This is a genomic window from Streptomyces sp. NBC_00984, assembly GCF_045162475.1.
GTDB lineage: Bacteria > Actinomycetota > Actinomycetes > Streptomycetales > Streptomycetaceae > Streptomyces.
The window spans coordinates 3,875,517-3,887,731 of sequence record NZ_CP108734.1 but is presented as its reverse complement, the minus strand read 5'-3'; the positions used below and the strand labels follow the sequence as shown (position 1 = coordinate 3,887,731).

Below are 12,215 nucleotides of genomic sequence, written 5' to 3'. Positions count from 1 at the left end.
ATCGGTAGGACACCCCCATCTCTTTGCGAGGTCCGCCATGGCAGACGCCGAGACCGTCTCCTTTCCGCAGAACCGCACCTGTCCTTATCACCCGCCGACGGGATATCGCAGTGAGCACCGGGGGCAGCAGCCGGTGTCCCCCGCTCGGCTCTTCGACGGCCGTACGGTGTGGCTGGTGACCGGGCACGCCGAGGCACGTTCGCTCCTGGTGGACCAGAGGCTGTCGTCCGACCGGGAGAACCCCGCGTTCCCGTTCTTCGCCGAGCGGCTGGCCGGGACCACCCTGCGGCGCGTCGAACTGCTCGGCGTCGACGATCCGGAGCACAACGTCCAGCGCCGGATGCTGATCCCGAGCTTCACGGTCAGGCGGACGGCCGCGCTCCGGCCGCAGATCCAGGAGACCGTGGACCGGCTGCTCGACACGATGGTCGAGCAGGGCCCGCCGACCGATCTGGTCGAGGCCTTCGCCCTGCCCGTGCCCTCCATGGTCATCTGTGCGCTGCTCGGGGTGCCCTACGACGACCACGAGTTCTTCCAGGCACAGTCGCGCAAGCTGCTCCGCGGCCCGGCGTCCTCGGACGTCGAGTCGGCTCGGGAAGCGCTCGACGAGTACTTCCGTGTGCTGATCGAGAAGAAGCGGGCCACCCCCGGCGAAGGACTGCTCGACGAGCTCATCGTCCAGCAGCTGGAGACCGGGGCCGTGGACCACGACGAGCTGGTGCGGCTGGCCCAGATCCTGCTCATCGCCGGGCACGAGACGACCGCGAACATGATCTCGCTCGGTACGTTCACGCTGCTCCAGCATCCTGACCAGCTGGCCCGGATGCGCGAATCCGACGGCCTGATGCCTTCCGCGGTCGAGGAACTGCTCCGCTTCCTGTCGATAGCCGACGGGATTTCGCGGGTGGCCGTTCAGGACATCGAAGTGGGTGGGGTGACCATCCGTGCGGGGGACGGCGTCATCCTGACCACGTCGGTGATCAACCGGGACGAGACCGTGTATCAGTCACCGGACGAACTGGACCTCGGCCGGAACGCGCGCAATCACGTCGCTTTCGGGTTCGGAGTCCATCAGTGCCTGGGCCAGAATCTGGCACGGGCCGAGCTGGAGATCGCGCTGCCCGCGCTTTTCGATCGCCTTCCCGATCTGCGGCTGGCGGTACCCGCCGAGGAAATCCCGTTCAAACCGGGTGACACCATCCAGGGCCTGCTCGAACTGCCCGTGACCTGGTGATCGGAACACGGTGATCGAAACACGGTGATCGAAACACGGTGTCGGAACATGGTGATCGGAACATGGTGATCGAAATGCGACCGGAAGGTTCTGCTGGGATGCAGATCAGTATCGACAGGGACCGGTGTATCGGCGCCGGCCAGTGCGCGCTCACCGCACCGAAGGTGTTCACCCAGGACGACGACGGGTTCAGCGAGCTGCTGCCCGGCTACGAAGCGGCTCTCGACGGCGCCACGGTGAAGGAGGCCGTCCGCGTCTGCCCGGTACAGGCGATCTCCCTCGACTGACGGGCCGCCGGACCGTGCCCGTACGGCCGGGGCCGTGCGGGCACGGGCGGGCGGGGGACAGCCTCTCAGGGCCAGAGCAGTTCCCGGGTCCAGGCGGTGCCCCGCCCGCGGTAGCGCAGCCGTACGTGCCGGCGTGCCGCGTCGCCCTGGAAGAACTCGACCTCGCGCGCCTCGACCACGTACCGGGTCCAGCTCGCGACCTCCGCGTCCGGCTCGGCCCGCGCCCGTTCCCAGGCGGCGTCGGCGGTGCGGGTCAGCTCCTCCCACGAGCCCAGCACCTCGCTCTGCGACCCGGTCAGCGCCGATGCGAGCGCCCCGGTCGAGCGGGCGTGCAGATCGGCCCGGCTCTCGGCGGGCGTGCAGGCGGTGACCGGCCCCCGCACCCGTAGCTGCCGGCCCTGGGCCGGCCAGTAGAAGCCCAGCGCCGCGTACGGCCGGGCGGTGAGCTGGCGGCCCTTCGCACTGGTGCGGTGGGTGGCGAAGTGCCAGCCGCGCTCGTCCGCGTCGTGCAGCATCAGCGTCCGCACGTCGGGGTGTCCCTCGGTGTCCGTGGTGGCCAGCGACATCGTGTGCGGCTCCGCCTGCCCGGCGGCCACTGCCTCGGCGAACCAGCGGTGGAAGAGGGGGAGCGGGGCCGGGGGCGCGGTGGCCGGGTCGAAGGCGGGCAGCTCCACGTCCCAGACGCGCTGGGCGTGGAGCAGGTCCAGGAAGCTCTGGTGTGTTTCGGTCATGCCCCCATTGCAGCGCATGGCCGGGTACGGGGCGGGGCCCGCCCCGTACCGCTGCGGGAGCCACGCCCCTCATCCCCGCCCCAGCACCACCGTGGCCGACGAGCAGAACCAGCCGCCCGTCCCTGATGCCACCGCCAGTTCCGGGAGCCGGCCGCCGGCCCTGCGCACCTGGCGTTCGCCCGCCTCGCCGCGCAGTTGGCGTACCGCCTCCACCAGCAGGAACAGCCCGCGCATCCCGGGATGGCAGGCGGACAGGCCACCGCCGTCGGTGTTCACCGGCAGCTCGCCCGTCAGCCCGGTCCGGCCCTTCTCCACGAACGCGCCGCCCTCGCCCTTCGCGCAGAACCCCAGGTCCTCCAGCGTCACCAGCGTCATGTAGGTGAACGCGTCGTAGATCTCGGCGAGATCGATGTCCGCGGGCCGCACCCCCGCCCGTTCGAACGCCAGCCGGCCCGAGACCGCCGCGGGGGAGACCGTGAAGTCGTCCCACTCGGACATGGTGGAGTGCGAGACGTGCTCACCCGTGCCGAGGATCCACACCGGCGCCCTGGCCGTGTCCGGCACGTACTCCTCGGCGGCCAGCAGCACCGCGCAGCCGCCGTCGCTGCGGATGCAGCAGTGCAGTTTGGTGAACGGGTCCGCGATCATCGGCCCCGACAGCACGTCGTCCACCGTGACCGGGTCCCGGAACATCGCGTCCGGGTTGGCCGCCGCGTTCGCCCGTGCCTGGACCGCGACCTCCGCGAGCTGCTCCAGGGTCGTCCCGTACTCGTGCATGTGACGGCGGGCGGCCATCGCGTACTTGGCGATCAGCGAGTGCCCGTACGGCACCTCGAACTGGAGCGGGCCGCGCGCCCCGAAGGAGAGGTTGGAGGTCCGGCGGCCCGCCTTGATGTCCGCACGCGCCGTCGACCCGTACACCAGCAGTACGGCATTGGCGTGGCCCGCCGCGATGGCGTCCGCCGCATGGGCCGCCATCACCTCCCAGGTCGAGCCGCCGACCGCGGTGGAGTCCACCCAGGTGGGTTTCAGGCCCAGGTACTCGGCGACCTCGACCGGGGCGAGCGTGCCGAGTCCGGCGGAGGCGAAACCGTCGACGACGGACCGGTCCAGCCCCGAATCGGCCAGCGCCCGGCGGGCGGCCTGGGCGTGCAGGGCGTACGGCGTGGCCGAGTCGACGCGTCCGCAGTCGGCGAGGGATATGCCGACGACAGCGACCTTGCGGTGGGAAGAAGGCATGAATCTGACGGTACATCAGATTCATGACGGGGGGACCGCCCGGTGGAGCGGGGATCCTTCGATTCCCTCCGCCCCCCGGGCCGGGGCCTTCCGGCCCCCGTCGCCCCCTCCTGTGCGCGACTCTGGGCATCTCGGGGATTCGCCCCTAACATGACGCACCGTCAGATCAGGGGCCGGAGGCCCCTGAGGGGAAGGAGTCCGACGATGGATGCCGCCTTCACCGCGGAACAGGACGAGATCCGCCGCACCTTGCGCGAACTGCTGGCCGCACGCTGCGCACCCGACGACGTCCGGAACGCCGTGGGCACCGCCGACGGGTACGACGCGGACCTGTGGCGACGGCTCGCCCAGGACCTCGGGCTGCCGGGACTCGCCCTCCCGCAGGAGTACGGAGGCGTCGGCTGCGGTCTCACCGAGCTCGCCGTCGCCTGCGAGGAGACCGGCCGTGCCCTGCTGCCCTCGCCCCTGATCGCCACCGCCGCGCTCGCCGCGCCCCTGATCGCCGCACGCGGCACCGACGCCCAGCGCACCGCCCTGCTGCCGCGCATCGCGGCCGGTGAGCTGACCGCGACCCTGGCCGTCCCCGGCGGCTCGCTCGCCACCGCCCTCGGCCTCATCGGCGACCCCACCGACGGCGCCTGGGCGGGCGGCGGCCGGGCGGGCGGCATGCAGGCCAGGCCGGTCGCCGGTGCGGAGGGCTGGCGGTTGTACGGGGAGGCCGACCGGGTCCTCGACGGGCACAGCGCCGGACTCCTCCTGGTCGCGGCCCACGCCGGAGGCTTCCCGCGCAGCCGTACGCTCCTCTTCCTGGTCCACCCGGAGACGGCGGCCGGAGTCGCTCGCACCCGCCGCACCTCGCTCGACGAGACCCGCCCGCTGGCCCGGATCGAACTCCGCGACACCGAGGCCGAACTCCTCGGCGCGGACGACACCGCGGACATCACCGGGGCACTCGTCTCGGCCGGCCACCCGGTTGCCGCGCTGCTCGCCGCGGAGGCGGTGGGGGCGGCGGTGAGCGCGCTGGACAGGACGGTCGAATACGTCAAGGCGCGCGAGCAGTTCGGCCGGGCTATCGGCTCCTTCCAGGCCGTGAAGCACCGCCTCGCGGATCTGTACGTACAGGTGCAGGCGGCCCGCTCCGCGGCGTACTACGCGGCCTGGGACCCGGCCACCGCCGGGGGGCTCGCCCTCGCGCAGGCCCTGGAGGCGCTCCGGGTCACCACCGCCGAGGCCGTCCAGTTGCACGGCGGGCTCGGCTTCACCTGGGAACACGAGGCGCATCTGTACTTCAAGCGGGCCGCGGCCGACGAACTGCTCTTCGGCCCCGTCCACCGGCTCCGCGACCACGCGGCGCAGCGGGCCGGGCTGTTCGCGCCCTCGCCGTCGGGGGCGCCACCGGCGGGAGCACAGCTGCCGGGAGCGCCGCTTTCGGGAGCGCCGCACCCAGCCGCCCCGGGACCGGCCGAACAGGTGGCGGTCTGATGGCGCCCGGCGTCCGGCTGATGCAGAAGGTCTCCGCCACCCGCGCGTTCGCGAGGGTCGCCCCGCATGTCGTCCCCGCCATGGACCGTACGGTGCACCGGCTCACGCGCGGCAAGGTGCTGCTCAGCGCCCGGATGCTGCCGGGGCTGATCCTGACCGTGCCGGGGGCGAGGAGCGGGCAGCTCAGAACCACTCCGCTGGCCTGCATGCCGGAGGAGGGGGCGGAGCGGAGCTGGATTCTGGTCGGCAGCAACTTCGGCCGCACGGGGCACCCGGCCTGGACCGCGAATCTGCTGGCCGGTCCGGACAAGGCGGTCGTCAACTGGCGGGGCCGGGACATTCCGGTGCACGCCACGCTGCTGGAGGGTGCCGAACGTGAAACGGTGTGGCGGGCGGCGCTGAAGTTCTGGCCGCCGTACGCGACTTACCAGGCGCGGATCGACCGGGAGATCCGGCTCTTCAGGCTGCGCGGGCGGGACGGCTCCTGAACACGGTCCGGGTGCACCGACGGCGGACCACGCGCGTGGTCCGCCGTCGGTGAGACAGGACCTGGAGCGCCCGGGACGGCCGCGCGATACCCGGTGGGGAAGGGGCCGTCGGCGCCGGTGCTACCTCGTCGGCTTCTTGCCGGTGATGCCCAGATGTACCAACAGGGCGAGATTCGGCTTGAGTTCGGCCTGCTTCACGCCCCAGGTCGTGAAGCCCTTCTGGTGCGAGGCGACGGCGGCCAGCATCGCGACCAGGGAGCCCGCCATCGCCGCGGCGCTGACCTCCTTGTCGACCTTGCCCTTGGCCTGGAGCTCCTTCACCGAATCGGTGAGGGAGTTGGTGACCGAGTTCAGGATCTTCATGCGGATCTTGTAGAACCGCTTGTCGCCCTCGGCCGCACCGAGGTCGACCACGCGCAGGATCGCGTCGTGGTGCCGCCAGAAGTCGAGGAATCCCTCGACGAGTTCTTCGGCCGTCTGCCAGCCGGCCTTGCCGACCCAGGAGCGGCCGGCGACCAACTCGGTCAACCCGGCGCCCTCCTTGGCCATTTCCTCGGCGATTTCGAGGACGGCGCCCTCGACGTCGGGGAAGTATTGGTAGAAGGTCGCGGGTGAAGTCCCCGCCTTCCGGGCGACGTCGATGACTTTGACGTCCCGGTACGGCGAGGAGCTGAGCATCTCGCTGAGGCAGTCGAGCAGCTTCTGCCGCGTCGCCTGTCCGCGTCGACCGGCCACGCGGCCGTCGACGGTGCGCACTTGTCCTGTCATGCCGTCAGCTTACCGAGGGGTGATCGGAGCGCGATTCGGCCGACTGCAAATGGGGATCACCGCAGACGCGGTGGGGGGAGTGGCCGGATTTCGACGTATGCGCACCACGGAGCGATAAGTCTTATCAACAGCCTGTGGATAACTTCCGTGGATAACTTTCCGTGATGCCGTGAGCATGGAACCCTTCCGTCGAGGTTCTATCGAAAATCAGTTCGATGTGAACGGTCGGAGCGCGATGCGGGCGACCCGCGGTTACGTTTGCTGTGACGAGCGTCACTGCCACGTACCGCGAGCGACGCGGGATCACGGAAGGACCCGGGCCCATGGCCGCATTCGCGCGATCCGCGCCGTGCTGGGTGGATGTGCAGCTGCCCGACCTGGAAGCGGGCAAGCGCTTCTACGGTGAGCTGTTCGGCTGGACCTTCCGGGCCGGCGAGGGGCCGTACGCGGACGCCTTCAGCGGCGGGAGGCTCGTCGCCGCACTCGCCGCCAAGCAGGACGGCCGGATGCCCACCGCCTGGGGGATCTACTTCGCCACCGACGACATCGTGGCGTCCGTCGCCCGGATCAGGGAGGCGGGCGGCCAGGTGATCACCGAGCCCGTCCGGGCCGGCCGGGCCGGAGTGCTCGCCCAGGCGGCCGACCCCGGCGGAGCGGTCTTCGGGCTCTGGCAGGCCGGTGACCGCGAGGGCTTCCAGAAGCAGAACGAACCCGGCTCCTTCTGCTGGACCGAGGTCTACACCCGCCAGAAGGACCGGGTGGACGATTTCTACGAGCAGGTCTTCGGCTTCCAGGGCACGGAACTCTCCCCGGGTCCCGAACCCGACGACTCCGGCACGGGCGAACCGGGCGAGGGCGAACCGGGCACGGGTGAACCGGGCACGGGTGAACCGGGCACGGGCGAACCGGGCGAGGGAGAACCGGGCGCGGCCGGTTCCGGTCCCGGCTTCCGTATGTGGTCCCCGGCGGGCACCGAGCCCGGACCGGACACCGCGGTCGGCGGCCGCAGCGTCATCACCGACGCGTTCCCGGCGGAGATGCCCAGCTACTTCCTCAGCTACTTCGCCGTCGAGGACTGCAACAGCGCCGCCGGGAACGCCGTACGCCTCGGCGGCCGTATCTCCGCGCCGCCCTTCGACATCCCGTACGGGCGGATGGCGGTCCTCCAGGACGATCAGGGCGCCGTTTTCGCCGTACTTCAACCCCCTGTGTCCGAGAAGGCGGCAGAGTGAGCTGTGACACCCCGATCCGCCCCCGGGTTCGCAACCAGGGCCTCAGCCAGGAAGAATCGGGGGTGCGCACCGCCGGGTGGTGCCCAGTGGTGAGACGCCGTACAGGGCGGGTTTTCGCGGGCTTCTGTTCCTGAGGCCCGTACGGGGAGGTGGCAGGGCAAGTGGTGGAGCAGCTGACGCAGCACGACCCGAGGCGGATCGGCCCGTTCGAGGTGCTGGGACGGCTCGGTGCCGGTGGCATGGGGCTGGTCTATCTCGCCCGCTCGGCTTCGGGCCGACGCGTGGCGATCAAGACGGTCCGTACGGAGCTCGCCGAGGACCAGCTGTTCCGGGTCCGCTTCACGCGCGAGGTGGAGGCCGCCCGCGCCGTCAGCGGTTTCTACACGGCCGCGGTGGTGGACGCCGACCCGCGCGCCGCCGTGCCCTGGCTGGCCACCGCCTATGTGCCGGCCCCCTCGCTGGAAGAGATAGTGAGTGAGTGCGGGCCCATGCCGGTCCAGGCGGTGCGCTGGCTGGCCGCCGGGATCGCCGAGGCGCTGCAGTCGATCCACGGCGCGGGGCTCGTCCACCGCGACATGAAGCCGTCGAACGTGCTCGTCGTCGAGGACGGCCCGCGGGTGATCGACTTCGGGATCGCGTCCGGGGTCTCCAACACCCGGCTGACCATGACGAACGTCGCCGTGGGCACGCCCGCGTACATGTCGCCCGAACAGGCCCGGGACTCGCGCAGCGTCACCGGTGCCAGCGATGTCTTCTCGCTCGGCTCCACGCTGGTCTTCGCCGCCACCGGCCACGCCCCGTTCCACGGAGCCAACCCCGTCGAGACGGTCTTCATGCTGCTGCGCGAGGGCCCCGACCTGGAGGGCCTGCCCGGCGAGCTGCGGCCGCTGATCGAGTCCTGCATGCAGATGGACGCCGGGCTGCGGCCCACCCCCGCCGACCTCCAGGCCCAGCTCGCCCCGCACCTCTTCGCCTCCGGCGGCGACGACAGCGGTACGGCCTCGGCGTGGCTGCCGACCTCCGCCACCGCGATGATCGAGCTGCGCCGCGGCGGACGGAAGACCGCCGCGCCCGCCCCGGTGCCGCCGCCGCCCCAGCAGCCGCCGGGCGCCGACCGGGACACCGCCTGGCGCAGCGGCGCCGATCTGCGCTCCCCGGCCGCCGGCCCGGCGCCCGCGCCCGACGCGGGCGGTCCGGTGCGGCTGCCCGGTGCGAAGGTGCCGATCGGCCCCGGCCCGCGGGCCCAGGACGTACGGGCCGCCGCCACGGCCACCGCGGGCGCCGGTCCCGCGACCGGCTGGGTGCGCCCGCCCGTCGGGGTGAACGGCTCCGCCCAGGCCGCCCCCGCCCCCGTACCCGGACCCGCGCATCCGCCGGAGCCCCCGCCGCCCGGCCCGGACCGCTGGCGGCCCTGGCGGTTCCGGATGTCCAACGACGTGTGGGGGACGCCCGTCGTCGTCGGGGACCTCCTCTACGTCACGTCGTTCGAGGTGCACGCCCTGGACGTCGGCAACGGGCGGCGCCAGTTCAAGACCCGGGACGTGGCCTGGGTGATGGCCGTCGAGGGCGGCCGTATCCACGCCTCCGACGGGCCGTCCCTGTATGCCCTGGACGCGACGAGCGGTGCCGAGCGGTGGCGGCTCCAGACGGATGCCTGGGTCTACTCCCTCAAGGCCGACCGAGGCACCGTCGTCACCGGAACGCGTGGCGGCGGCGTCCAGGCCTGGGAGGCGTCCACGGGCGAGAAGCTGTGGGAGAGCGGCGGCGTACAGACCGACTTCGAGACGGCGGAGGCCGGACCCGCGATCCACGACGGCACGGTCTACCTCTGGCAGAACGCCCGGCTGCGCGCCGTCGACGCCCGCACCGGCGTCGAGCGCTGGTCGTACCCCATCGGCGACGCGGCCTCCTGCGGCGGTGTGCCGGTCCGGGTGACCGCGGCGCCGGACGGCTTCGTCTATGTCAGCGCGGGGGCCCGGGTCCTGGCCGTGGACAACGCGTCCGGGCACGTGCGCTGGCACTTCGAGTCGCCCGCCGTCTTCCTCTCCCCGCCCGCGTTCGCGCCCGGCCCCGCCGTCACCGGCGGCGGCGTGTACCTCGCCGACTACCTCGGCACGGTGTACGCGATCGACGCCTCGACCGGGAAGGACCGCTGGCGCATCGCCACGGAGGCCCGCCAGTCGATCGAACCGGTCCTGGTGACGGCCGGAAACGTCCACGTCGGCAGCGGCAGCGCGCTCTACACGCTCGACGCGGTCACCGGCACCCCGAAGTGGCGGTTCGCGGCGGGCGGCGAGGTGGTGGGCGCCCCGGTGGTCGCCGACGGCCGGGTCCACTTCGGCTCCGCCGACCATGTCCTGTACACCCTGGACGCGGCGGGCGGCCAGCTCCGCTGGAAGCTGGCGACGGGCGGCGAGATCACCGGTTCGCCGGTGGCGCAGGGCGGTGTCGTGTACGCGTGCAGCAAGGACCGCTGCGTGTACGCGCTGGACGCGCTGAAGGGAACGGGCACGGGCAGCCGGGCCAGGACGTAGGCCGCGTCGGGCCCGGCGGGCCTCACGGGCGCGGGCGCCCGTCCGCGTCCGGGCCCTCGTCCGGCGGTATGACCGGGTAGGGCGCCGTATCCCGGTCGCCCGTGCCCCGGCTCTCCGGATCCGGCCCCGTGTACAGCTCCGGCTCGGGCTCCGGCAGCGTGCTCGTCTGCACGGACGGTCCCGGCTCCTGCGTCGGCGGCCAGGTGTCCGGGTTCTCCGAGCCGGGCGCCGCGTACGGCCGGTTGTGCCCCTTGCGGACGGACCGTCGCCCGGCACCGTGCCGCCCGGACATCACCACCGCCCCCAACAGCAGCAGCACCCCGCCCGCCGCCGCCCCGGCCACGCCCCACCCCAGCCCGGAACCGTCGCCCGCGACCGTCAGACTGCCCTCCGACTCCCCCTGGCGCACCATCCACAGCACGGTGAACCCGAGCACCACCACACCCGCCACCGCCACCAGCAGCCGCGACCGCAGCACCACACCCGCCACCGTCAGCACGGCGGCGAAGAGGAACGCGATCAGGATCGAACCCAGCGGTCCGGGCCGGCTGTCCGTGATGCCCGTGAACAGTTCGTCGACCCGGTAGTGACGCCCGAGGCGACCGTCGTACCAGTCACGGAAGGGGCTCAGCACGGCGGCCGCCGCTCCGGCGAGAGCGAGGACCGAGCCGAGGACGTTGCGGATCATCATCGGCCTCCTGCGTGCCACGGACCGGCGTCACAGCTCTGCACCGCTCTCGGGCTCGACGCTACGCCCGGCCCCGGGCCCTCGCCACCTTGGGCTAGCGTGACGCACGGTCGTTCGACAACTGCAGAAACGGACAACAACACAAGGGGGGCTGCATCGATGATGCGGCAGCACATAAAGCTTTCCGCGGTACTGGTCGTGGTGGTACTCGCCCTCACCGGTTTCTCGACCTCCAGACACGGCGGCCGCAGCGGCAAGAGCAAGAGCGGCGGTTCGAGCGGCAGCAGCGGCGGTGGCTGCTCCAACTCCAAGAAGAGCAACGGCAGCTACCACAGCAGCGACTACGACGACGATGACGACTCGTCGAGCAGCTCCTCCGGCGGTACGGACTATGCGACGGAGACCCCGAGCGCCACGGCGTCCGACGAGCCCCAGGCGTACGTCTTCCGCTGCGCCCAGCCCCGCAAGGGCAAGCGCAAGGCCGTCACCACCTCCACCGTCAGGCTCACCGCCAACGCCACCGGCTCCCACACCTACAAGGTCGAGGTGGCCTTCCTCAACGCACGCGGCAACGCCATCGACATCGGCTACGCCACCGTGGACGTCGTGGGCGGCGAGACCGAGACCGTCTCCGTGCGGATGGACGACCCGCGCAAGGTCTCCAAGGTGAAGAAGTGCCGGGTCGAGGCGGAGTTGAGCTACTGACCCGTCGGCGGGCCCGCAGGGCGGACCGTCAGGCGCCCGCCGGCCGGCCCGTCAGCGCGTCCGGAATTCGCTGCCGCCCCGCCCCCGGAACAGCCCGGCCTGCCGCTCCGGTGGCAGATTCCCGAGCGCGATGAGATGCGGGGCGTGGGCCATGGCCTGCGCCCTGGCCGCCTCCCGCGCGGACCACACCGCCCGTACCGTCCCCTGCACCGCCTCGGTCGGGTACGAGGCGATCACGCCCGCCGCCCGCAGCGCCGCGTCCACCGCGCCGCCGGGCGCCGTCACCTCGCTGACCAGCCCGGTCTCGTACGCGCGGCGGGCCGAGATGCGTTCGGCCGTCCCCATCAGCGACATCCGGGCCACCTCGCCGAACGGCATCCGCTGTGCCATGGAGATCGCCTCGTACGCGCTGACCATGCCGTACGTCGTGTGCGGGTCGAAGAACGTCGCCGCCTCGGAGGCGATCACGAACTCCGCCTCGCCCAGCAGATAGAACGCCCCGCCGCAGGCCATCCCCTCCACGGCCGCGATCACCGGCTTCCACAGGTCGTTCGCCTTCGGCCCGATCGTGAGCAGCGGATCGTCGATCGTGTACGGGGACGAGGGCTGCGGCACGTCCGCGTCCCGGTCGATCCCCGTACAGAAGGCCCGGCCGCCGGCACCGGTGAGGACCACGGCACGCACTCCGTCGTCGAAGCGGAACGCCCGCCAGGCGGCGGCCAGTTCGGCGGCCGTGGCCAGGTCGATCGCGTTGTGCTTCCCGGGCCGGTCGAGGGTGACGAGCGCGACCCCGGTCTCCTTGTCCGTCTCCGTGCGCAGCGCCATCG

The 12,215-nt window shown here is 72.1% G+C and carries 12 protein-coding genes; 7 read left to right on the top strand and 5 right to left on the bottom strand.

Annotated features, from left to right (window positions below; all coding sequences use genetic code 11):
* Positions 1–37: 37 nt before the first annotated feature.
* Positions 38–1,234, top strand: a complete 1,197-nt coding sequence (locus OG520_RS16990) for a cytochrome P450 (protein ID WP_406013708.1) — start codon at positions 38–40, stop codon at positions 1,232–1,234.
* A 98-nt stretch (positions 1,235–1,332) separates the two neighbouring features.
* Positions 1,333–1,521, top strand: a complete 189-nt coding sequence (locus tag OG520_RS16985; RefSeq protein WP_385325404.1) for a ferredoxin — start codon at positions 1,333–1,335, stop codon at positions 1,519–1,521.
* Between the two features lie 65 nt (positions 1,522–1,586).
* Here OG520_RS16985 and OG520_RS16980 read toward each other — a convergent pair whose 3' ends face one another.
* Positions 1,587–2,270, bottom strand: a complete 684-nt coding sequence (locus tag OG520_RS16980) for a pyridoxal 5'-phosphate synthase (protein WP_406013707.1) — start codon at positions 2,268–2,270, stop codon at positions 1,587–1,589.
* A 51-nt stretch (positions 2,271–2,321) separates the two neighbouring features.
* Positions 2,322–3,491, bottom strand: coding sequence for a thiolase C-terminal domain-containing protein (locus tag OG520_RS16975; protein ID WP_399326979.1), 1,170 nt, complete (start codon positions 3,489–3,491; stop codon positions 2,322–2,324).
* A gap of 204 nt (positions 3,492–3,695) precedes the next feature.
* Between OG520_RS16975 and OG520_RS16970 the strand changes: the two genes are divergently transcribed.
* A complete protein-coding gene (locus OG520_RS16970) occupies positions 3,696–4,973 on the top strand; it encodes an acyl-CoA dehydrogenase family protein (protein ID WP_406013706.1) in 1,278 nt (425 codons plus the stop codon).
* Positions 4,973–5,461: a nitroreductase family deazaflavin-dependent oxidoreductase gene (locus tag OG520_RS16965; protein ID WP_399326983.1), complete on the top strand. Its 489-nt coding sequence runs from the start codon at positions 4,973–4,975 to the stop codon at positions 5,459–5,461. The genes OG520_RS16970 and OG520_RS16965 overlap by 1 nt, the downstream gene beginning before the upstream one ends.
* 120 nt (positions 5,462–5,581) lie before the next feature.
* On the opposite strand, the gene OG520_RS16960 is transcribed toward OG520_RS16965, so the two are convergent.
* Positions 5,582–6,229 (bottom strand): TetR family transcriptional regulator, encoded by a 648-nt coding sequence (locus OG520_RS16960; RefSeq protein ID WP_124717053.1) that lies wholly within the window; start codon positions 6,227–6,229, stop codon positions 5,582–5,584.
* Between the two features lie 323 nt (positions 6,230–6,552).
* Between OG520_RS16960 and OG520_RS16955 the strand changes: the two genes are divergently transcribed.
* Entirely contained in the window at positions 6,553–7,461 is a 909-nt protein-coding gene (locus OG520_RS16955) for a VOC family protein (protein WP_406013705.1), read from the top strand.
* Between the two features lie 161 nt (positions 7,462–7,622).
* The gene (locus OG520_RS16950) at positions 7,623–9,995 is read left to right on the top strand and encodes a PQQ-binding-like beta-propeller repeat protein (RefSeq protein ID WP_406013704.1); all 2,373 of its coding nucleotides are present in this window, start codon (positions 7,623–7,625) and stop codon (positions 9,993–9,995) included.
* Positions 9,996–10,017: 22 nt separating this feature from the next.
* Here OG520_RS16950 and OG520_RS16945 read toward each other — a convergent pair whose 3' ends face one another.
* Positions 10,018–10,683 (bottom strand): hypothetical protein, encoded by a 666-nt coding sequence (locus OG520_RS16945; RefSeq protein ID WP_406013703.1) that lies wholly within the window; start codon positions 10,681–10,683, stop codon positions 10,018–10,020.
* A 159-nt stretch (positions 10,684–10,842) separates the two neighbouring features.
* On the opposite strand from OG520_RS16945, the gene OG520_RS16940 reads away from it, so the two are divergent.
* Entirely contained in the window at positions 10,843–11,388 is a 546-nt protein-coding gene (locus OG520_RS16940) for a hypothetical protein (protein ID WP_406013702.1), read from the top strand.
* A 51-nt stretch (positions 11,389–11,439) separates the two neighbouring features.
* Here OG520_RS16940 and OG520_RS16935 read toward each other — a convergent pair whose 3' ends face one another.
* Positions 11,440–12,213, bottom strand: coding sequence for an enoyl-CoA hydratase/isomerase family protein (locus tag OG520_RS16935; RefSeq protein ID WP_406013701.1), 774 nt, complete (start codon positions 12,211–12,213; stop codon positions 11,440–11,442).
* Between the last annotated feature and the right edge of the window lie 2 nt (positions 12,214–12,215).

Excerpts from the sequence above, each read along its gene's own strand:
- OG520_RS16955 (WP_406013705.1), top strand. The coding sequence starts at position 6,553 with ATGGCCGCATTCGCGCGATCCGCGCCGTGCTGGGTGGATGTGCAGCTG.
- OG520_RS16970 (WP_406013706.1), top strand. The coding sequence starts at position 3,696 with ATGGATGCCGCCTTCACCGCGGAACAGGACGAGATCCGCCGCACCTTG.
- OG520_RS16985 (WP_385325404.1), top strand. The coding sequence starts at position 1,333 with ATGCAGATCAGTATCGACAGGGACCGGTGTATCGGCGCCGGCCAGTGC.
- OG520_RS16975 (WP_399326979.1), bottom strand. The coding sequence starts at position 3,491 with ATGCCTTCTTCCCACCGCAAGGTCGCTGTCGTCGGCATATCCCTCGCC.
- OG520_RS16945 (WP_406013703.1), bottom strand. The coding sequence starts at position 10,683 with ATGATCCGCAACGTCCTCGGCTCGGTCCTCGCTCTCGCCGGAGCGGCG.
- OG520_RS16940 (WP_406013702.1), top strand. The coding sequence starts at position 10,843 with ATGATGCGGCAGCACATAAAGCTTTCCGCGGTACTGGTCGTGGTGGTA.
- OG520_RS16990 (WP_406013708.1), top strand. The coding sequence starts at position 38 with ATGGCAGACGCCGAGACCGTCTCCTTTCCGCAGAACCGCACCTGTCCT.
- OG520_RS16980 (WP_406013707.1), bottom strand. The coding sequence starts at position 2,270 with ATGCGCTGCAATGGGGGCATGACCGAAACACACCAGAGCTTCCTGGAC.
- OG520_RS16960 (WP_124717053.1), bottom strand. The coding sequence starts at position 6,229 with ATGACAGGACAAGTGCGCACCGTCGACGGCCGCGTGGCCGGTCGACGC.
- OG520_RS16935 (WP_406013701.1), bottom strand. The coding sequence starts at position 12,213 with ATGGCGCTGCGCACGGAGACGGACAAGGAGACCGGGGTCGCGCTCGTC.
- OG520_RS16965 (WP_399326983.1), top strand. The coding sequence starts at position 4,973 with ATGGCGCCCGGCGTCCGGCTGATGCAGAAGGTCTCCGCCACCCGCGCG.